At 38.8% G+C, this 20,597-nt stretch carries 22 protein-coding genes and 1 other annotated feature (1 of these 23 cut by a window edge); all 22 genes read right to left on the reverse strand.

Annotation, left to right across the window (positions count from 1 at the left end; genetic code table 11):
* Positions 1 to 27: a sequence feature (ribosomal protein L21 leader region), on the reverse strand (it extends 54 nt beyond the left edge of the window).
* A 32-nt stretch (positions 28 to 59) separates the two neighbouring features.
* The 22 genes from ACZ43M_RS20875 to ACZ43M_RS20980 all read right to left on the reverse strand — a co-directional run bounded on the left by ACZ43M_RS20875 (position 60) and on the right by ACZ43M_RS20980 (position 20,475).
* Complete coding sequence (locus tag ACZ43M_RS20875; RefSeq protein WP_464504431.1) at positions 60 to 1,526, reverse strand: Rne/Rng family ribonuclease; 1,467 nt, start codon at positions 1,524 to 1,526, stop codon at positions 60 to 62.
* Between the two features lie 44 nt (positions 1,527 to 1,570).
* A complete protein-coding gene (locus ACZ43M_RS20880; RefSeq protein WP_464504432.1) occupies positions 1,571 to 2,437 on the reverse strand; it encodes a M50 family metallopeptidase in 867 nt (288 codons plus the stop codon).
* Entirely contained in the window at positions 2,430 to 3,212 is a 783-nt protein-coding gene (locus tag ACZ43M_RS20885) for a peptidoglycan DD-metalloendopeptidase family protein (RefSeq protein WP_464504433.1), read from the reverse strand. Before ACZ43M_RS20885 ends, ACZ43M_RS20880 begins: the two co-directional genes overlap by 8 nt.
* Before the next feature lie 111 nt (positions 3,213 to 3,323).
* Positions 3,324 to 4,127, reverse strand: a complete 804-nt coding sequence (minD, locus tag ACZ43M_RS20890; RefSeq protein ID WP_464504434.1) for a septum site-determining protein MinD — start codon at positions 4,125 to 4,127, stop codon at positions 3,324 to 3,326.
* A gap of 1 nt (position 4,128) precedes the next feature.
* Entirely contained in the window at positions 4,129 to 4,812 is a 684-nt protein-coding gene (minC, locus tag ACZ43M_RS20895; protein WP_464504435.1) for a septum site-determining protein MinC, read from the reverse strand.
* Between the two features lie 121 nt (positions 4,813 to 4,933).
* Positions 4,934 to 5,449 (reverse strand): rod shape-determining protein MreD, encoded by a 516-nt coding sequence (mreD, locus tag ACZ43M_RS20900; RefSeq protein ID WP_464504436.1) that lies wholly within the window; start codon positions 5,447 to 5,449, stop codon positions 4,934 to 4,936.
* On the reverse strand, positions 5,446 to 6,327 hold the full coding sequence (mreC, locus tag ACZ43M_RS20905; protein ID WP_464504437.1) for a rod shape-determining protein MreC: 882 nt from the start codon (positions 6,325 to 6,327) through the stop codon (positions 5,446 to 5,448). The genes mreD and mreC overlap by 4 nt, the downstream gene beginning before the upstream one ends.
* A 49-nt stretch (positions 6,328 to 6,376) precedes the next feature.
* The gene (locus tag ACZ43M_RS20910) at positions 6,377 to 7,399 is read right to left on the reverse strand and encodes a rod shape-determining protein (protein WP_464504438.1); all 1,023 of its coding nucleotides are present in this window, start codon (positions 7,397 to 7,399) and stop codon (positions 6,377 to 6,379) included.
* Between the two features lie 150 nt (positions 7,400 to 7,549).
* Complete coding sequence (radC, locus tag ACZ43M_RS20915) at positions 7,550 to 8,239, reverse strand: RadC family protein (protein WP_464504439.1); 690 nt, start codon at positions 8,237 to 8,239, stop codon at positions 7,550 to 7,552.
* A 34-nt stretch (positions 8,240 to 8,273) separates the two neighbouring features.
* A complete protein-coding gene (locus ACZ43M_RS20920; protein ID WP_464504440.1) occupies positions 8,274 to 8,846 on the reverse strand; it encodes a Maf family protein in 573 nt (190 codons plus the stop codon).
* Between the two features lie 238 nt (positions 8,847 to 9,084).
* Positions 9,085 to 10,161 carry an SPOR domain-containing protein gene (locus ACZ43M_RS20925; protein WP_464504441.1) on the reverse strand — a complete coding sequence of 359 codons (1,077 nt, stop codon included), beginning with the start codon at positions 10,159 to 10,161 and terminating at the stop codon, positions 9,085 to 9,087.
* A gap of 128 nt (positions 10,162 to 10,289) precedes the next feature.
* Positions 10,290 to 11,666, reverse strand: coding sequence for a hypothetical protein (locus ACZ43M_RS20930; protein ID WP_464504442.1), 1,377 nt, complete (start codon positions 11,664 to 11,666; stop codon positions 10,290 to 10,292).
* Between the two features lie 9 nt (positions 11,667 to 11,675).
* On the reverse strand, positions 11,676 to 12,182 hold the full coding sequence (locus tag ACZ43M_RS20935; protein WP_464504443.1) for a PilW family protein: 507 nt from the start codon (positions 12,180 to 12,182) through the stop codon (positions 11,676 to 11,678).
* 15 nt (positions 12,183 to 12,197) lie between these two features.
* A complete protein-coding gene (locus ACZ43M_RS20940) occupies positions 12,198 to 12,737 on the reverse strand; it encodes a type IV pilus modification PilV family protein (protein WP_464504444.1) in 540 nt (179 codons plus the stop codon).
* A 25-nt stretch (positions 12,738 to 12,762) separates the two neighbouring features.
* Complete coding sequence (locus ACZ43M_RS20945) at positions 12,763 to 13,974, reverse strand: type II secretion system F family protein (protein WP_464504445.1); 1,212 nt, start codon at positions 13,972 to 13,974, stop codon at positions 12,763 to 12,765.
* 22 nt (positions 13,975 to 13,996) lie between these two features.
* Positions 13,997 to 15,055 (reverse strand): type IV pilus twitching motility protein PilT, encoded by a 1,059-nt coding sequence (locus ACZ43M_RS20950; RefSeq protein WP_464504446.1) that lies wholly within the window; start codon positions 15,053 to 15,055, stop codon positions 13,997 to 13,999.
* Positions 15,056 to 15,074: 19 nt separating this feature from the next.
* Complete coding sequence (locus tag ACZ43M_RS20955) at positions 15,075 to 16,739, reverse strand: GspE/PulE family protein (protein WP_464504447.1); 1,665 nt, start codon at positions 16,737 to 16,739, stop codon at positions 15,075 to 15,077.
* Positions 16,740 to 16,787: 48 nt separating this feature from the next.
* Positions 16,788 to 17,498: a hypothetical protein gene (locus tag ACZ43M_RS20960; RefSeq protein ID WP_464504448.1), complete on the reverse strand. Its 711-nt coding sequence runs from the start codon at positions 17,496 to 17,498 to the stop codon at positions 16,788 to 16,790.
* The gene (locus tag ACZ43M_RS20965; RefSeq protein WP_464504449.1) at positions 17,495 to 18,052 is read right to left on the reverse strand and encodes a hypothetical protein; all 558 of its coding nucleotides are present in this window, start codon (positions 18,050 to 18,052) and stop codon (positions 17,495 to 17,497) included. Before ACZ43M_RS20965 ends, ACZ43M_RS20960 begins: the two co-directional genes overlap by 4 nt.
* 26 nt (positions 18,053 to 18,078) lie before the next feature.
* Entirely contained in the window at positions 18,079 to 19,230 is a 1,152-nt protein-coding gene (gene pilM / locus ACZ43M_RS20970; protein ID WP_464504450.1) for a type IV pilus biogenesis protein PilM, read from the reverse strand.
* A gap of 52 nt (positions 19,231 to 19,282) precedes the next feature.
* Complete coding sequence (locus ACZ43M_RS20975) at positions 19,283 to 20,035, reverse strand: prepilin peptidase (RefSeq protein WP_464504451.1); 753 nt, start codon at positions 20,033 to 20,035, stop codon at positions 19,283 to 19,285.
* Between the two features lie 83 nt (positions 20,036 to 20,118).
* Entirely contained in the window at positions 20,119 to 20,475 is a 357-nt protein-coding gene (locus tag ACZ43M_RS20980) for a type II secretion system protein (protein WP_464504452.1), read from the reverse strand.
* Positions 20,476 to 20,597: the final 122 nt, after the last annotated feature.

Raw genomic sequence — 20,597 nt, forward strand, 5'->3', positions numbered from 1 at the left:
ACCTGTTCTGTGCGGTTGTAGCACGGGTGCGCTACAAACATAACATTAAAATATTAACATTAGTAATCAAGCGTGTCAACCGCTTTTTCGGCAATCTCCGACGTGCTGCCAAACTGCTTTAGTAGATAGTAAGGTTTTTCACGTTGCTGGATTGAAAAATAAAATTTAAGCTGTAACAGGCTTTCGAGTGCCTCTTTATGTTCATTATGCGTGCCCAGCAGTGCTTCTCTTACTCCTCTAGTTGTCTCAATCAGGACCGCATCGTATTCCGAATAACGATGTTCAAGCAGTTCCCTTTCCAGCCTGAAGGCGACACTTTCGGCGCTTAAAACTCGACCTGTTCCCTCGCAAACCTGACACTTCTCCTGTAATGCTTCGGAAAGGGTAACCTTTGTCTTCTTCCGCGTTAATTGGAGAATGCCAAGTGGTGTAAAGCCAATAACCTTTATTCGCTTCTCATCCCTTGAAATTTCCGTCTCCATGGTATCTAGGATGGATTGCTTGTCCTGTTCCCTGTTCATGTTGATAAAATCTATCAGCACAATACCGCCGATGTCGCGAAGCTTAAGCTGCCTGATGATTTCACGGGCCGCCAATTGATTCGTTTTGAATACTGTATCCTGATAATCACCTTTTCCGGAGAATTTCCCTGTATTCACATCAATAATGGTCAGCGCCTCTGTTTCATCAAAGATCAAATAGGCACCTTCGTCAAGCCAAACAATTCGCTTCAACGCCTTATCAATTTCATGTTCCACATTGTAGGCTGAAAAGATATTTTCCCTTCCATTATAATAACTACTTGAGATATTCTTACCTTCAAGCAGTTTTTTCACGGCAAGGTCATCAACCATGACTTCTCCGGAAGAAGACAATCTTGCTGCCTGTTCCAAAATCATATCGATAAAGGTATCCTTTTGAAAAATTAGTCCTGGCTTTCTTAAATGGGCAGCCTGCTGCAGCAGTTCCTGATAGCGTTCACGCAACAGCGTTAATTCCTCAGAGAGTTCTTCTTCTGATGCCGTTATGCTGGATGTACGAAAAATAATCCCCTCTTCTGCTGTTTTTAATCTGCTGCCAACCTGCCGAAGTGAAGCCTTTACCTTTTCATTGGCAATTTTTTTCGAAACTGCCACATATCTCCCAGTCGGCATGTAAATCATATTCTCACCCTGAATCTCGATAATTCCAGATACTTTCGCACCTTTTGTCCCAGTTGCATCCTTGTCCACCTGAACGAGAAGTTTTTCACCTTGATGGACGCAGGAGGAAACATTTCGCTGCTTATCATCCCCCTGCACATAGGACGACAGCTGATCACGATGCAGGTAGGCCTGTTTTTCCTCGCCAATATCTACAAACACCGCATTCATCCCAGGCAGAACCTTAGTTACCGTCCCATAATAAATATTACCGACCAGAGAACGATGCTCTGGCCGGTCAATGACAATCTTTTCAACCTTTTGATTTCGCAAGTACGCAAATCTTTTCTCTCTTGAGTTATTATTGACAATTAATCTTTCCAAACCGCCGGCCTCACTTTTTAACTTGTTGGTACTATTATACCGTTTTAAAACAAAAAGAGAAGGTCACTGATTTTATCAGTGAGTCTCTTTTCTGTAAAGTAGGCGTGCAGTAGTTCATTTTCATCCAGGGTGCCCTTTTCAATCCCTTCACCTTCGACGATAATCGGATGCTTACAGTCACGCTGAAATTTTTCCAATACGTGAATCAGAAGGTCCTGCTCATTGGCTTGAATGGGAACTAATGCTTGCGGATTTGATTTTTTTCCATAATAACGCTCCAATAAAAAGCGGATAAAAATATACCGACGCTGCTTCCATTCATAGTAAAGCGAGAAAAAGAGAAAACCAATCACAACCCAAACATTAATGTGGGCAGGGGCAGTTAACAGAATCGCAATGGAAAACAGACATAGACATATAAAGGAAATGATGATGGTAAGCCGGTGCGCATTAGAAAAAGAATCTTTTAATGAGAGCAGTAAAAATACCAGTTTGCCTCCGTCAAGCGGCCAAACTGGAAACATATTAAAAATAAAAATCATCAGATTGTAATAAATAAATAGCTGAAATAAATCTTCTGGAAATAGGTTTAAATAATTTAAGAGAAATGCTGCAGCAACCATCCACACATGCTGAAGCGGACCGGACAGGACAACAATTGCCTCTTCTTTCAGCGGCCGGTTCCCGTGTTCATCCATTTCAGCGACACCGCCAAATGGAAGCAGCGTAATTTTCTTTATTCTCCAGGAAAAAAAAGAAGCTGCAGCAGCATGCCCCATTTCATGAACGAAAATAATTCCCAACAATAAACACAGTTCCACAAAGTGGGCAGTGGCAATCGACAAGGCGATAACAAGCCATAACAAAGGATGGATGTGCACATGACGAAGCAACTCAATCACTTTACTCAAGTCGGATCACCTGAATCGGGTCGATGAAGTCATCCCCTTTTTTAACAGCAAAATAATACTGCCCTTTTGTTTTGTCTTCACCGGCAGAATCTGAAACCGTACCGACTACCGTTCTTTTTTCTGCATAATCAAACAGCTTGACCTTGATTTCATTTAAATTGCCATACCATGTTTCTGTTCCGTCAGCATGTTGAATAATAACGGTTTTGCCAACCCCTTCTTTCAAGCCGGCAAAAACGACATTCCCGCCATTAATCGTTTGGACAGGAGCGTCTTTGGACGTTTCAATCATAATGCCTTGGCCATTTTTCTCGAAGTTTTCCAGCATTTTACCTGAGACCGGAACAGCCCCTTTTTGAGCCTCTTCTTTGTTCTCCCCATTGTTCCCTTCGGAAAACGGGAGCAGCGCCAGTGGTTTGCCAAATTTATCTTCATACCACTCCGATACAGCCGCAAACTGAAAGTCCTTGTCCATTGTTTTCACAATAAAGTCCCGAGCCGGGTCAAAGACAGCAGTTTGATTGCGAAACAGAATTGCCACCACCAAAAACAGCAGAACCGAAGCCAAAATTTTAAACAGGAATACTTCCTTTTTAAAAAGTGGATGCCCGTCCTCCCCATTACCGCCTGCTGACGGGGGAATATAATTAAATTCTAACTTTTCTTCATGCTCTGGCCATAGCAATGGACGATTTTGCCCTTTATTTGCTGGACCTTTATCCCGCTTGCGCTTGGCAATTCGCCGCCGGATTTCATCTGGAGTCGAGCGCGTCATACCCATCAACCCTTTTCACACAGTTTGTACAAGTGTATGAAAGGAGTGGACAGAGTATGACCCTGGAAAAAGAAAAAACCTGTCCACATCCAATGTGAACAGGCATAATACTTAACGTACGCCAAAGAATTTTTTCAGTTTTGAAAACATCCCTTTATTGGCTTCCTCCAATGGCTGGAGCGGAATGGATTCGCCAAGGATGCGGCGGGCAATATTACGGTAGGCGATTGATGCTTTGCTATTTGGATTCATGGCAATCGGCTCGCCGTGATTGGAAGCTTTTATAACTTCTTCGTCATCGGCGACAATCCCGATTAACTCGATTGACAGGTGCTGGGTAATTTCATCAATATCAAGCATGTCGCCGCTTTTCATCATATTGTAACGGATCCGGTTGACAACCAGTTTTGGCGCTTCCATATGCTTTTCTTTTTCCAACAGCCCAATGATCCGGTCAGCATCGCGGACAGCAGAAACTTCCGGTGTGGTGACGACAATCGCTTTATCTGCCCCAGCGACAGCGTTCTTATAACCCTGCTCAATTCCGGCAGGACAGTCGATAATAATATAATCGTAATCTTGCTTTAATTCTTCCACTAACTCTTTCATTTGCTCTGGCGCAACCGCAGTTTTATCGACGGTTTGTGCAGCAGGAAGCAAGTATAATAAACCATCAAAGCGTTTGTCCTTAACCAATGCCTGATGCGTTTTACACCTTTTTTCGATGACATCAACAAGGTCGTAGATAATTCTGTTTTCAAGCCCCATTACGACATCCAAGTTTCGAAGACCGATGTCTGTATCCACTAAGCATACTTTTTTCCCTTGAAGGGCTAATGCCGTACCAATGTTGGCTGATGTTGTTGTTTTGCCAACGCCGCCCTTACCTGATGTAATTACAATTGCTTCTCCCACTTTAATGTCCCCCTTCTACTAATCTAGTCAGATTAGGTCTTAATTGTATCAAAGCTTGTAATCTATCGATGATAATTTGATGGTTATCATTTATGTAAGCACATTCCATTTCCCGACTTTCACTGACAGGATTGGAGTCCGGCGCCCGATTGATATGACCCGAGATTCTTAGTTGCGATGGCTTCATGCTCGAAGCTGCAATCACCGACTGCTCGTTGCCAAAGCTGCCGGCATGGGCAATTCCTTTTAGAACACCCATGATAAAAATATTGCCGCCGGCGATCACAGTGCCGCCAGGATTCACATCACCAATTAACAACAAATCCCCTGGGACCTGCAGGACTTGTCCCGATCGGATAATTCGTGAAACCGTCATGACTGCACTTTCTTCCTTCAGTCGATTCGCTTCTGCTTTTGTCATCACGTTGGATTCAATATCATCCACGACGAAATTTTTCTTTTGGCGGATTAAATCCTTGAGTTCTTCCTGTTGTTCCTCTGTTAAGTAACGGTTGCCGATTTCCACCTTAACAGAGATTAAATGGCGCTCCTCCTGGGTCCGCAAGTTGGCCGTCAGCTTTTGGTCCAATTCACGCTTCAATTCCTGGTAAGAGCAGCTATCGTCAAGATGAAGGACAAGTCCGCCCTTCGTCCCCTTTATTGTAACATTTTGCCGATTTTTCATGGAGAAATTTTCACCTCATATTAAAAGCACATTTCTGTAAAAACTGTGATGATGATATAAATCTAAACACACCCCATCTATGAAAATTTCGACATGGGGTGGCCGTTCTCCTTCTTTTAAATTAATCTTCCTTCAGGACCTCGGCATGTTTTTCAAACCAACGCTTAAAAGGGTAGGCTGCAATGACAAGAAATACCGCATTTAAGATCAGGGTAGGATAAAAGCGCAAATTCACAAAATCAATAAACTTCATATCTGTAACATGGATTAAGAAATTAATTTCATAGACACCAACCTCTAGCAAAGCTATGCCCAGCAGTGAAACAAGGTAGGTAACCACGATATTGGAATTAATCACCTGCATCAATTTGGTAATCAAGTAACATATAAACGGGTAAAGGAATAAGTAAATGCCAATAACCTCAACATATACAATGTCAAAAAGCAGGCCAAAAATAGCAGCATATATTATTCCTTGTTTTTTCCCAACGTATATCGTTAAAAATGTCAGGGCAGCAAACAGAAACCGTGGTGCTAAAATGAGGGAACTAAAGGTGTCTGACGGCCAAAATTGGATAAAGATACTTTCAAAAATGAAAAGAAAAACAAACAAAAGAGGAAGAAGGAATTTTTTCACAGCTCCTCCTCCTTCCCATCTTTCAAGGCACCTTCCTCAGGCTGGGTCATCAGCCTTTTGATGACGATGACATTTTCAATATCATAAAAATCTGCACCCGGCTTAATGTATGCCGTCTGGTTTAATCCATACTGATCCGGTTTCACTTCCACTACTTTTCCAATCGTCAATCCTTTTGGAAAGACACCGCCTAAACCGGAGGTAATCACGGCTTGGCCCTTTTCAATCTTTGCTCCTGAAGGAATAGCCTTTACCAAAAGTAACTTTTGTTTATCGTCAAAGCCTTGGACAAAACCAAACACCTCTGTTTCCCCTTGGATGACCGCGGAAATCCGGTTTTTTGGATCCATTGCGCTCAACAACTGGACGGTTGAGCTAAATTGCGTAACGCTTTTTATTTTGCCAATCAGACCACTTGAGGTCACGACGGCCATATTTTTTTTAATACCGTTTGATTTTCCCTTATCGATAATAATCATTTCATGCCAACGATCAGGATTTCTGCCAATAACAGTTGCTGGCAGCGGCTCGAAATCTCTTAAGGTTCTGGTTTCATCGAGAACTTCACGCAAATCTTTATTGTCTTTTTTCAGCTCTTGTACTTCTGCTTCAAGACTAGCGATTTTTTCAACCCGTGTTTTTAATTCCTTGTTCTCTTCATATGTATTTTGCAGATCCTGAAGATTTTCAAAAAAGCCTGCAAAATAGTGAGCAGGCTTAGATACCAGGGATTGTACCCAGCCAGTTGTATCCTTTAGAAATTCCTCCGGCCAGGTCAGTTTACTCCTCTCCCGTAAAGAAAACCCAATCAATGCCACGAGAACAATTATGCTGACAAGCAAAATGATCAGACGTTTATTCAAAAAGAACTGTGGCATGATAGTACACCTCTATTTTTCTAATTGCGGTATGCCCGCTTTTCTAATATTAGCGAGATTCCTTCGCTTTGTTCTTGAATAAATGGATATGGTCTAACGCTTTACCTGTTCCAATCGCCACACAATCGAGAGGATTCTCCGCAATTAGCACTGGCATTTTTGTTTCTTCACTGATAACCCGATCCAGATTACGCAGCAGCGCCCCGCCGCCTGTCAGGACAATACCTCGGTCCATAATATCAGCAGCAAGCTCTGGCGGTGTTTTTTCCAATGTGTTCTTCACAGCCTCGACAATTGCATATACCGTATCGCTTAACGCTGAAGCAATCTCCTTGGCAGTAATTTCAATCGTTTTTGGCAGTCCCGTTAATAAGTCACGGCCGCGAATCTCCATATTGTCAATTCCATCAGGTGTTCCTGCAGAACCAATTTCCATTTTGATTGTTTCCGCTGTCCGGTCACCAATCATTAAATTATAATTTTTTCGAATGTAATGAATGATGGATTCATCCATCTCATCGCCAGCCACCCGAATCGATTGACAGGTTACGATTCCGCCAAGGGAAATGATAGCAACCTCTGTTGTTCCGCCGCCGATATCAACTACCATACTGCCTGTCGGCTCCCACACAGGAAGATTAGCTCCGATCGCTGCAGCAAATGGCTCTTCTATTGTATAAGCATCCTTAGCGCCAGCTTGTCTTGTGGCATCGATGACGGCCCTTTCCTCAACTGCGGTAATCCCGGATGGAACACAGACCATTACATGCGGTTTGCTTGAAAAAAGACCCTTTGTTTTCTGGGCCTGTCGTATGTAGTGTTTCATCATTGAAGCAGTTGTTTCAAAATCAGCAATAACTCCATCCTTCATCGGTCTTAATGCAACAACATTCCCTGGTGTCCGGCCAATCATATTTTTGGCATCATTTCCGACAGCAACGATGTGTTTATTATCAGTTTGCAGCGCTACTACGGATGGCTCGCGTAACACAATTCCTTTTCCCTTCACAAATACGAGCGTATTTGCGGTTCCCAAATCTATTCCAAGGTCTTTCGTTCCAAATCCAAACATAATAAATGTATCTCCCTTTCTGAAGCGAATAGCAAAATTTCAATCGGCAGGTAATGTGTTAAATTTTTTATTACAGTATAACTATCAGTTCAAATAGTCCTCAAAAATCATACCCATTATTATAACGCATCGTCAAATAAAATCCTAGCGTCATAAATATCCTTTTTCCTTCAAGGAAACAAATTTGTTTTCCCCAATAATCAGATGGTCGAGCAGGTCGATGCCAATAATCTTGCCACACTCTACCAGACGCTTCGTGACTTCAATATCCTCACGGCTTGGTGTCGGATCTCCGGATGGATGATTATGAAGGGCAATAATCGAGGCCGCAGACCTTTTAAATGCTTCGCGGAATACCTCCCTCGGGTGTACGATCGAAGCATTTAAACTTCCAATAAAAATGGTCTGTTTATGAATCACCTGATTCTTCGTATTTAAATAGAGGCAAACAAAATGCTCCTGCGTTAAAAAGCGCATATCGTTCATAACATATTTCGCTCCGTCCTCAGGCGAACGAATCACGTAACGATCATTAAGTTTAAGGTTGGCAATCCTTCTGCCAATTTCAACCGCTGCCAGAATTTGAATGGCCTTCGCTGACCCGATGCCTTTAATTTCGGTAATTTCTTCCAAAGTTGCCGATTTTAACAGCCGCAACCCTTCGAAATGGGTTAAAAGCCGATTGGATAATTGCAGCACCGATTCATCCTTCGTTCCCGTCCGGAGCAGAATAGCAATTAATTCATGATTTGATAGGCTTTGCGGTCCATGGTTAATAAAACGTTCCCGTGGCCGCTCATCTTGAGGAAAATCACGGATCATTAATGTATTTGTGGACACTTTTCTTCCTCCCAAAGGGTTTGGGAGTAGAAGATTAATACGGCAATTGGTAGCCCAGCTGTCGCAATTCACGAACCGTTCTCGCAACCGGCAGGCCGACAACCGCAAAATAGTCTCCATTTATTTTTTTGACAAGCATGCTTCCAAGCTGCTGAATGCCATATGCTCCTGCTTTATCAAACGGTTCACCGCTTTTCACATATGACCGTATTTCATCGTCAGTTAACTCCCAAAACCATACTTCTGTTTTTTCATAAAACTTTGTTGAGCTAGTTGGAGACACAATCGAAACACCCGTAAACACATGATGCTGTTTTCCAGATAGAATTTGCAACATTTCGATAGCTTCTGCCTCATCTGCAGGCTTTCCTAAAATTTGATTATTCGCAACCACAATCGTGTCCGATCCAATCACAAAAGCATCTCGATTGTCTTGGAAAACAGTCCGGGCCTTGCGATAAGCCAATTCCATTACTACTTCCTCGGGGGAGAGTGCCGGATCAAAGCTTTCATCCACATCACTGCTTGAAATTGCGAATGGTAAGCGGAGAAGTTCTAGAAGTTCTTTTCGCCGTGGAGAAGAAGAGGCTAAAATGAGGTTTTGCATGTCATCACCTTACCTTTTTGCAACGCATTAGGGAGATACAAATTAATCGTATCAGAAATAAGCGCAGCTAACAATTTTTATATGATTAAATTTTGAAGATATTTGTCAAATTATGCAATCTTTATTGTTTGACCATGAATTTTGCCAGAATAAAACCTGCCCTACTTTTAGGGCAGGTAATATGCTGAAATAATTTCCCGGAAAATATCATATGCTGGGATTGTCTGTCGGATGATGGCTACATTGAATAATAGGTTGCCAGAAAGTTCAATAAATGCTGCTGTGCTTCGCTAAGGTCCTTTGTTTTCTTTGATTTTTGGTAGGCTTTCACCTTTTCATTCGCCGATGTTAATTCCGCCTTCATACTTTTTACATTCTCATTCTTAATACCTTCTATATTAAGCTTCCCTTCCAATCCTGTTAGCGCCTTGGCTGTTTCCTCTGAAATAGTTTTCGAAGCGAGTGCCTCTGATGAAGCATTTGAAAGAATTTGATAGATTGTCTGAGCTGCTTCGATAAAGCTCTTTTCGCTTTCTGTTAACTCAGAAACACTCTTTTCCTTTATTATTAATGATTTGGCAAAAGCGTCCTCAACTCCGGCACCCTTATATTGACTACCGATAGCCTTCGCTGTTTCGATAGAGTCGGCAACTCCAAAAAATAAATATTGTTTGCCATCCATTTCAATTACTTGTGCAGGAATCCCTTCTGCCTCCACCTGCTTTAAAGTTTCCTCTGCCCCCTCCTTCGAACTGAAGACACCGCCTTGAATCATATAGGTGGTTAACTCCGGTAGAGCAGCAGATACAGACTTCCCTGATTCCACTTTTTCACCACCCTTTTCTTCTTCCACCACCGTTGGCAGGGCAGAAGGATTTTCGGTCGAATCGGTTATGACGAGTTTTAGCATAAAGAAACCGATGGTTGTTCCGATTAAAACAGCAAATACTGCGGTAGTCACAATTTGGCTGATTGGCCAGTTTGACTTCTTTTTGTTTTTAAAAGAAAAAGAGGTGATGATGTTATGGCTGCTGCTGCTCTTTTTGGGGCTTTTCGGCGGAACGACCTTGTATACCTCAACATCGTCATCAGAGGATTCCGGGATGATCCAGTCAAAACTTTCATCAATAGATTCCTGCGCGGCAGCAGTTTCCTGAATTACTTCTGATTCTGATAGAGATGGGTCTATTTTTATCACTCTGGGAATAGGTTCAATAATAGGTTCCGGTCCACTTTTCTTTAGTTCTTCTTTAAACTTTTTATGTTCCCCATTTAATTTAATGGTTATTGTATGGCCTTTTTTAGGCTTGTCCACTATTCGTACTCCTTTCCGTTCGACAGTAATTTGTTCCATCCTATCATAACGGCAAAAAAAAATAACAAGACTTTTGTCGTCTTGTTATCATAGAGTTTCGTCAAATTATTCCAATTCAAATAACATTATTATAATTTTTCAGGGTCTTCGATGTCTACCTTATAAGATGTACCACTGGCAGCCTCACCAGTTTTAATTAATAACATCTTTCCATTATTTCCAAATTCCAATGCATTGGTGATATATAGTTTTTGAGCAAATTTAAATTCCACATTATTTGATATTTTTAATCGTGTTCCAACTCCTAATCCACCGGCAAGTTCAACATAAGCATTGTTTTGGGCGTTAAACTCATTTTTTACTAACACTTCCCCGCCCGTTTTTAAATTATTGTTATTGGTTAATATAATATTGTTGGCAACAATATCATTCTGTACCTTTAGCTGTCCGTTATTTCCCAAATTAAAATTGTTCATTACATATAAACTTCCGCCGATTCTGCTCCGTGATGCATTATTTTCAATATTCAATGCACCCTGAACAAACATATTTCCGCCTATATCAAAAAAAATATTATTATTAAAATTGATATTATTTTTTACAATTAAGTCCCCTGAAACTTTTAACGATTCATTATTACTTGCTGTAAAATTGCCTCCTATATAAAAGTTCCCATTCACCGTAAGTGATACATTACTCCCCAAAGTGATATCATTATCAACATACAAATTTCCATTAATAGTAATAGAAGACTTGTTTTTTAAATTAATTTTGGATACCCTAACAGACTTGTTAATAATTTCACTACTACTCAACTCATTTTTATAAAATGAAGGAATTGTTGTTGCCTCATACTTAAACGGTATATTGGGGAAGGTTGAACCATTTAACTTATTATTAATATCTGTGTTCACTTTTCCATTTAACCCTAATTCACCCGACGCGATTTCCTTTAGGTTATCCGGAGCAATGGGTAATCTATCAAACGTAGTCCCTTTGTTGTTTTGCTCATAAAGAATAATTGTTCCACCGATTTTTTTTTGTATAAAAGAAATTGTATAATCAACAAAAGCTGTTTGACTATCAACTTTACCAGTTGATCTGAGATAATACGTATATTTAACTCTTTTAGGGTCTCCGCCAAAATTTGATATTATTTTGGGTTTATCAAAAGTATTTGGGTAATCAGGATGATAATTTGTTGAATACGTGCCCCCATTTAATGAACCATTGATGTTAATTAGTTGTCTGCTTACAAAACTCATTATGTCATTTTTATCTAGTAACATACTGGTATTATTTGCTATATTTACTTTATTTACTGTTTCCTGATAAGCAGTGTCTGCAAGATAACGAGCATTAAAATTGTCATTCGTTGCAATTGTATTTTTCATCCCATAAGTTGCAGTGGTTAACATTACCGGTGTGATTAGTCCCATGACTAAAATTATGACCAAAACAACCACCAATATATTTCCACCTTGTTTATTTAATAGTTTTCTCATAATCCACCTCTAGTTAATGACTGACGTGTGAAATCCCTGAGTAACTATGAATTTCTCCTCTGTAGAATTTGAATGGTTGTATGGTGTCCAAAATGTTGCAATGAATTGATTACTTGAATAACTTTCCAAATTAAACCCTACAGTACCCAATGTTTGAACGTTTCCGAAACTATCTATATATGATACCTCATACAAATACTCTTCAGGGCTTTGTTTTTGTACAAACTTGAATTTTTCATTTTCCAGTGTTGAATTTTTTGCTGTTCCATTTAATGTAATTGTTACAGAGGAAGTGTCATGAATTGTTACGGAATCAGCGTGTTCAACTCTCTCGATCATGCTATTGGTAATTATTAAAATTTTATTTTTAGCTGCATTGAAGCTTTCATTGTACTTGTTCTGTTGTTGAAAAACCTGGGGTAACAAAAAAACTAACCCGATGATCATTGACCCAATCACTAATGTTACCAATAACTCTACTAAAGTAACACCACGGTTATTTTTTATTAAATACATTTGTCATCACTTCTTTTACCTATTCTTAAAATTATGTCTAAAAGTTATAGACTTTGAATCTCCAGTTTTCGAACTCTTTACAGTAACTGTAATCTCAATGAATTTTTCCATTACACCAGGTACCCCATCTGAAGATAGTTGCTCGTGTTTTAATTTATTTGTAATACTATATTGATACCCGGTATTTGCTCCAGAATTATATTTTATTTCTTCAAAACTAGTATGATCATCCTGTTTAGGAATTTTTATTTCTTGGCTAATTGAATAATCTGGATTTGGGTTGGGTGTACTATTTTTATCGATGACAGTAGATTCCAGTATAACAGTGGAACCACTTCTTAAACTTGCTGGATTATTTTGATATTCATATTTTATTAGCTCACTCATGATGGTTGCATAAGCAATTGACTGGGATTCAATATTACTATCGGTATTGGTTTTTACAATGCTGCCGGACAAAAGAACAACCCCTGAAACAACAAACCCTAAAATAATCGTGGCAACAAGGAGTTCAATAAGTGTTATTCCAGATTGATTGTTTAGTATTTTTTTCATAGTGCCACATCCATTTTTATTACTTTTAAATATTTTGATAAATAGAGAACATTGGAAGCATTGCAGCCAGAACAATCAGCCCGACGATTCCACCAACAATGGCAATCATTATAGGCTCTATAATAGCACTTAAACGTGTTGCCATTTGTTCTACATCTTCTTCGTAAAAATCTGCAATCTTTTCCAACATCGTATCTAATTGTCCTGTTTCTTCACCAATAGCCACCATATGACTGACTAATTTGGGGAAAACCCAACTTTGCTCAAGCGGGAGAGATAGACTCGATCCTTTACGCAGTGATTCCCGTGATTGTTCTAGGACGTTTGCAATAACCAGATTCCCGGAAACTTCTGCACTCATAGACAAGATTTGCAAAACAGGCACAGAGCTGGCAAATTGGGATGCCATCGTTCTCGATACCCTCGCTATAATTTGTTTTTGGTTTAGGAGTCCAAATACCGGCATTTTTAGCTTAAGTAAATCCAGCATATATTGGCCTTTTGGATTTCTTTTAAAAGCAGCATATAATAATATCATTAGGAAAACTATTAAAAGACATATATACCATTTTTCTATTAAAAAATCTGAGATAGCCATAACAATCTTTGTCGGTAACGGTATTTCTCCTCCTACCGCAATTAGATTATTTAATAGACTCGGTAAAACCTTTGTTAACAAAATAGTCACAACGATGATAGCCACAATCGTCACAACTACAGGATAGGTCATAGCTGATTTTACTTTGCCTCGGATTTTATGTTCCTTTTCATAGAAAATAGCTAACCGATCCATTACCCTTTCAAGGTCACCGCTTGTTTCCCCTGCTTTAACCATATTAACAAAAACCTTATCAAAAATTTTGGGGTACTTCTGACAGGCTTCAGAAAACGCAGTCCCCGAACGGATATCATGATACACATCATTTAGTGCTGTTTTAAAGGCTTTAGAAGAGACTTGGTCTGACAAAAGTCTAATTGAATCTACTATTGGCGTTCCGGCATTCAACAAAGTAGAAAGCTGGCGACAAAAAACTACAAAGTCCTGATTTTTAACAGGTTTTCCTATTACAATGTTTAAATCTTTGTTTAGTATGGATTCTTTTTTTTCGTGTAAATCCGAAATATAGAGGCCTCTCCTCTTTAATTCTTCCATCGCTTCCTCTTTTGAAGATACATTCAGCTTTCCTTTCACTTCTTTTCCCGTTCGAGAATCAAATCCCTTGTACTGATAATCCATATTTCCCTCCCCTCCCGAAAAACTATTGGTGTTTATCCCAATTAGGTACATATTCGTCAGCACTTGAACGCGTAATAATCCCTTTATATACCAGTTGGGTGACAGCCATACTCATAGTTTGCATACCGCTTGAACGGCCTGTTTCTAACAGTGTTTGGAGTTGGTGTACTTTATTAGAGCGGATTAAATTTGCAACTGCATGATTGGAAACCAGAATTTCCAAAGCAGCAATCCGACCTTCACCATCTGCTGTAGGCAATAATCGCTGTGAAATAATCCCCACCAATGTATTTGCCAGTTGTACCCGAATTTGTTGTTGATTTTCAGCAGGAAAAACATCAATAATCCTATCCACTGTTTGAGCAGCTCCGGATGTATGAAGAGTTGCTAAGACTAAATGGCCTGTCTCAGCAGCTGTTATTGCCGTCTGAATTGTGTCAAGATCGCGCATTTCCCCAACAAGGATAACATCAGGATCTTGACGGAGTGCTGCCCGTAATGCTATGGAAAAGGATTTGCTATCTTGGCCTATTTCGCGCTGATTTATAATGCTGTTTTTATGACTATGAAGGTATTCAATTGGATCTTCCAATGTCAATATATGTTTACTTGATTTCTCATTAATATAATCGATAATAGCAGCCAATGTGGTTGACTTGCCACTGCCTGTTGGCCCTGTCACAAGCACTATTCCTTGTGTCTGTTTTGCAAATTGTTTAATGATTGACGGCAAGTTTAACGAATCCAATGTAGGAATTGTACTACTAATCACACGAGAAACGATACCAACTGAGCCTCTTTGTGTATAAAAATTCACACGAAAACGACAAACTCCTGGGAGTGAATAGGAGAAGTCAAGCTCCCCTTCCCTTAGAAAACGGTCGAATTGCTCTTCCGTTGAAATTTCTTTGGCCATTTGTACAGTATCATCTTGTGAAAGTGATTCAACACCAATCTTTTTCAACTTTCCATTTATACGGACTATAGGTGTAGTTCCTGTCGTGATATGCAAATCAGACGCATTATTTTTAAAGGCAAAATGCAGTAAATTTTTCATGTTCAATTCAGCCGTTGTCTTCATTACTTTTTCCTCTCGAAGATTATACTGTGACTCGATAAATTTCCTCTATTGTTGTTCTTCCTTGGGATACTTTCAGGAGACCATCATAAAGCATTGATTTAAATCCTAGTGATTCCAGGTACTGACGATAAACCGGGCCGGCATTCTTTTTTGTAATCATTTCCCGTAATTGATCATCGGTTAGAAGTATTTCATGTATAGCCAATCTTCCCTTGTATCCAGTACTATTGCAGTTTGCACAACCCATTCCCTTCACAATTCCCGAAGTTGAAAGTCCCATCGTTTTAAATAGATCTCTTTCCTCGACCGTCAAGTGAATAGGACTAGTACAATGTGGACATACCTTCCGGACCAGACGCTGGGCTACCACACCAACAACTGAGGAAGCGACTAGATAGGGCTCAACTCCCATATCGATTAAGCGACTTAAAGCACTAACCGAATCGTTCGTGTGAAGTGTACTTAAAACTAGATGGCCTGTCATTGCGGAACGCAATGCAATTTCGGCTGTCTCCTGATCCCGGATTTCCCCAACCATGATTATATCCGGATCCTGTCTAAGGATAGAACGCAGACCAGCTGCGAAAGTCATACCGATATTAGATCGTACTTGAACCTGATTAATCCCTTTTATCTGATACTCTACCGGGTCTTCAACTGTAATAATATTTACAGTTTCCGAATTTAATTGTTGTAGTGCTGTATAGAGAGTTGTTGATTTCCCTGAACCTGTCGGACCTGTTACAAGAATAATTCCGTAGGCATGGTTGATCAACTTTTTAAATTTTTGTTCATTTTCATAAGAAAACCCCAGTTTTTCTATTCCTAGTGAGACGTTTCCGGCATCTAATAATCGCATTACTACTTTTTCACCATATACAGTTGGTAATATGGAGACACGAAGATCAATTGTTTTTAATTCAAGTTCCATTTTAAATCGGCCATCTTGCGGCAGACGCTTTTCAGCAATGTTTAACTGTGACATGATTTTAATCCTAGAAACCAAAACATTATTCATTTTAAGTGGAAGTGTCCGCTCCGTACGAAGTACTCCATCAATTCTAAGTCTAATAACCATTTCTGTTTCCTGGGGATCAAAATGTATATCACTAGCTCCAAGCTGAACAGCCTGATTTAATAATTGGTTTACCATTTTCGCAACAGGAGAATCATCGGATTGCTGAGCTTCAAGAAATGCAGGATCATCCTCACTGACAGGCATTTCTTGAAGCATTTGGTCAATTGACTTCTGCATTCCATAATAACGGTTTATAGCTAAATGCAGCTCTTCTTTCTTAGCAATTGCTGCATCAATTTCAAACCCGGTACTTAATCGTAAATCATCTAGTGCAAAGTAATCGAGTGGGTCGGACATAGCAACCATTAACCGGTTTCCTGATCTTCTTAATGGTAATACTTGATGTTTTCTCGCCAACTCTTCACTAATAACATTTACCAGTTTCCGATCTATTTTTTGTTTGTATAAATCGACATGCGGGATTCCCAATTGGAACTCTAGTATTTCGATAATTTGCTGTTCATTTACCAAATTCATGGCAATCAGCTGGTCACCAAGCCGGCGTCCTGTATTCCTTTGTTCTTGCAGAGCCATCATAAGTTGTTGCTCTGATATGATGGCAGCTTCTACTAACAAGTCTCCTAATCTTTTTCGTTTATGAATCATCAAAATATCCCTTCTTTGCTAAGGACTAAAGGAAGTAACTATATAGTGCTAGTCCTCAATATCATTGTCATTATCTATTAGATTAGCAAAATCCTTACTGTAAAAAGCACGAATGGTAACAACTGCTTCTAGGCGGCTGCCTTGTTCTTTATTAACCGAATACTCATAACTTTGTACATGAATAACTCGATTTAAAGCCTCAAGCTGGTTTACAAAGTTGTTCATACTTGCCACTTCTCCATTTACATTGATTACTAGTTCAACGAACGAAACATGTATGTTATCAATTTTTGTCATTTGTTTCTTGAGCTTTTTAAGGGTTCCATCCGGTAAGATATTTTCCCAATTGCCGTTATTCTTGTTTTGAACAGGTTGAATTTTTCCCTTCCCTCGAGAAGGGTCTTCTCCTTCACTAACTCCATTAGGATAAATAACAGACGAGATATTTTCAATTACTACTCCTGTTTCTGTTTCTGTCCGAACTAAATCGTTTATGATTCCTTCCACATATGGGCGGCTTGGAATATTGCCTATTAGTAATGATGTTTCTCTTGAAGTAAACTTTTTAGGTTTTAACTTATTTGTTGCTTGTTGGTAAAAAGCAATATCAGCATTAATTCGCTTTAATTGCTGTTGCTGATTATCCTCTTCAACTACTAAAGGGCGTATGACAAAGAAATAAAATATGGACATCAAGATAAATAAGAAAAGAACGATAAATAATACAATATTTTTATTTTGCTCCAACCATTTTGTCATGTTTCCCCACCTTCAAACGTGTCTAACTTTACATGAAATACGGTATTGGCCTGTCCGTTTTCACTTACCGAGATACTTTCTATTAGTGCAGTTTTTACAAAATCAGCTCTAAGTAACTGATGAAGGAATAGAGCAGAATCCCCTTTGGAAGCAAAATCAATAGTTATCATAAGTTCACCGCTATTTAAATAAGAATAGGAAATCACAGTTGCTTTGTCAGGCAGCATTTTTTTAAGGCTTTCTTGTAAATCTATGGTATTTTTATAAATTGAATTTAAAAATTGGTCTAATTGTACATATTTATCTGTGAAATTAAATTCGGTAACTCCAGTTGTATTTATTTTGTATTCATTCAAAAGATTATCACGTGCTATTGTCTGAGTAGCAATGTATTGTGATAATGTTTTGATTGAACTCTTTGTATGAAAATAACTATATGTTAAAAAGGAGGCTGCAATCGCAACTAGAATTAACCCTAATACTGGTATACGATATACGATCCTTTTTTCTTTTCGCCGATTAAATTGTGGTAATAAATTGATACGAACTTCCACGATAAGCCTCCATTCTGACAAAAGCTTTAGAACTTCTTTATTTTATTATTTTTTTCATTTCCCCTTATCGCCAGACCAATCACGACACTGTAGGAATCTAATACATCTTTCTCTATCCCGTTTTGAGTCATAATAGGTCCATAATCAATCCGTTCTAAACGGGTAGTTTCTATTCTGGATTTTAATGGCTCAAAAATCAGATTTGCCTTTTCACCTGTAACAATAATTCTCTTAAACTCGCTTTCTCGCTCATTTAAAGAATAGCGAAAAAAGTTTTGCGCTTTCTCAATTTCCAACGCAATTTCATTAATATAAGAGTCTTCAACCAGAAAAACATCTTCAGTTGCAGCTACAATTTCTTGATTACCTCTCAAATTATCCTGGAACAACAATATCTCATCCAAGGAATTATCTGCCGGACGCAAATATTCATTTCGATTAATAGACATCATCCTTGAGAATTCAATCCGTCCTTGCTTAAAAATATGGATATCTATCGACTTTTCTGATACATCAATGACCATTTCTGTTTCTTTCAACCAGTCTGGATGGACATGTAAAAGTAAACGCTGAAGAGCCAATGCTCGAATTTCAGCCGTAATCGGTTTAAGGCCTGCCGAAGTGCAGACATCCAATAAATCCTGTGACAATGTTTTAGACGTGGCAAAAAGTAAAATTTCACTTTTAGGGCCTTCAATATGTTCTTCTATCCCTTTCGCCAATTCATCCAATGATAGTTCTTCGGCCTCTTTATCAATGCCCAAATGGTCACCTTTATTCTTCTTCATGGCGCTGGGGACAATTGATCCAATTTTGACAAAATCATAAATTGGATTTTCAAATGGCAAATGGATGCTCTCACCAATTTGAAAATGCAATATTTTACCTAATTCGTGTTCACCAATATCAGGCAAAGAGGTAATTTTCCGTACAAGAATATTAGTGGTTGGAATTGTCAAATGAACATTTTTGGAAAGTCCCCCTTTGTCCAAAGCTGCTTTAAAGGTACCAATCACCATGTTACTTTGTTCCACGCGTCCACCTACAATAATGTTTTCATTTAATTCTAATTGTCCAACTTCTTGTATGACCGGTAATCCTCTTTCTATTGTAACCGTTGCGAAAGAGATAGATTTCTCATGAAAATCAATCCCGGAGAATTTAGTTTTTTTAAACAATCTGTTCACCTCAAACGGTTAGTATTCCTTTTGATGTTCCTAAGATGTATTGTTATACAAAAATACTGATGTACCAGTTCCAAATGTCACTTCCATAAATATAACTTATTAAAGCACCAACCATGATAAAAGGCCCAAATGCAATTGGCTGGCCGCGTTTTAATCTTCCAGTAAGCATTAAAATAATGCCGACAATTGCTCCAACAAAGGACGCAAGGACGAGACTCATTACTGTCAGCGGAGCTCCTAGGGCAACACCAATTGCAGCATATAATTTAATATCTCCTCCGCCCATGCCTCCTTTACTGACAATTGCAATTACTAACAATAAGGTAAAACCAACAAGCCCACCAAGTAAATAATACCAAAATGGTTCAGTCCCAATAAATAACCGGCTGATTACTAATAATCCAAACATTGGTAATGTTACAACGTCCAGGATCAGCTGTTCACGAATATCTGTTAATACCGATATCGTTAGTAATATCGTTAATAACAGTCCAGGGATTAATTCAAGTGACACACCAATTGTTTTATAAACAAAGAAAATGGAAATGGCCGTTAATAGTTCACCAAAGGGATATAGCTGCGAAATCGGAACTTTACAATAACGACATTTTCCATTTAAAATAACGTAGCTAAAAACAGGAATTAAATCTAGGACATGTAATTGATGGTTACAATGAGTACAATGTGAAGGCGGGAAGGCAAGTGATTCTTTTTTCAACAGACGAATGGCAACGACATTAAAAAAGCTTCCGAGTACAAGCCCATAAATTAATACAAGAATATCAATAAGGATCAATAAGAGTCTTCCCTTCTATGAAAATCATTCATTATGAAAAAAGCTGTCGCCGCCATAAATGACGCGACAGCTTTAAAAAAATTTTAATTCTCTGTACAAAAATTTGTTGATTTTAAATCGGTATCTACACCAGCAGTTGTATAGCCAGTTGGACATGTAGGTGTTTCTTGTATATAATTAGGCACTAGTGTGGCCATTTTGACAGCCGAACTACCATCATAAGCTGAATCAGTAGCAACATAACGTTGGACAGCATCTTTAACTATCGCATTTGTTTGAGAAGCAGCACTATCTTGCGCCTTTTGAGTTTGTGATGAAATCATAGGAATCGCAACAGCTGCAATAATCCCCAAAATTACGATTACTACCAATAATTCAATCAGTGTTAAACCTTTCTGACTTTTTAATAACTTCATTTTTTTGTTAAATAGTTTTTTCATCCGACTATTTCCTCCTTGAAATTTAAAATCTGCCAAGCTATAAATTAAAACGAAATACTCAAACCTGTTTACGATTTCGTGACTATTTACCTGCAAATTTGTCATATTCTATCTTGATTATA

This window comes from Neobacillus sp. B24 (genome assembly GCF_055381825.1).

Excerpts from the sequence above, each read along its gene's own strand:
- ACZ43M_RS20885 (WP_464504433.1), bottom strand. The coding sequence starts at position 3,212 with ATGACGCGCTCGACTCCAGATGAAATCCGGCGGCGAATTGCCAAGCGC.
- minC (WP_464504435.1), bottom strand. The coding sequence starts at position 4,812 with ATGAAAAATCGGCAAAATGTTACAATAAAGGGGACGAAGGGCGGACTT.
- mreC (WP_464504437.1), bottom strand. The coding sequence starts at position 6,327 with ATGCCACAGTTCTTTTTGAATAAACGTCTGATCATTTTGCTTGTCAGC.
- ACZ43M_RS20910 (WP_464504438.1), bottom strand. The coding sequence starts at position 7,399 with ATGTTTGGATTTGGAACGAAAGACCTTGGAATAGATTTGGGAACCGCA.
- ACZ43M_RS20920 (WP_464504440.1), bottom strand. The coding sequence starts at position 8,846 with ATGCAAAACCTCATTTTAGCCTCTTCTTCTCCACGGCGAAAAGAACTT.
- ACZ43M_RS20930 (WP_464504442.1), bottom strand. The coding sequence starts at position 11,666 with ATGAGAAAACTATTAAATAAACAAGGTGGAAATATATTGGTGGTTGTT.
- ACZ43M_RS20935 (WP_464504443.1), bottom strand. The coding sequence starts at position 12,182 with ATGTATTTAATAAAAAATAACCGTGGTGTTACTTTAGTAGAGTTATTG.
- ACZ43M_RS20940 (WP_464504444.1), bottom strand. The coding sequence starts at position 12,737 with ATGAAAAAAATACTAAACAATCAATCTGGAATAACACTTATTGAACTC.
- ACZ43M_RS20945 (WP_464504445.1), bottom strand. The coding sequence starts at position 13,974 with ATGGATTATCAGTACAAGGGATTTGATTCTCGAACGGGAAAAGAAGTG.
- ACZ43M_RS20950 (WP_464504446.1), bottom strand. The coding sequence starts at position 15,055 with ATGAAGACAACGGCTGAATTGAACATGAAAAATTTACTGCATTTTGCC.
- ACZ43M_RS20955 (WP_464504447.1), bottom strand. The coding sequence starts at position 16,739 with ATGATTCATAAACGAAAAAGATTAGGAGACTTGTTAGTAGAAGCTGCC.
- ACZ43M_RS20960 (WP_464504448.1), bottom strand. The coding sequence starts at position 17,498 with ATGACAAAATGGTTGGAGCAAAATAAAAATATTGTATTATTTATCGTT.
- ACZ43M_RS20980 (WP_464504452.1), bottom strand. The coding sequence starts at position 20,475 with ATGAAAAAACTATTTAACAAAAAAATGAAGTTATTAAAAAGTCAGAAA.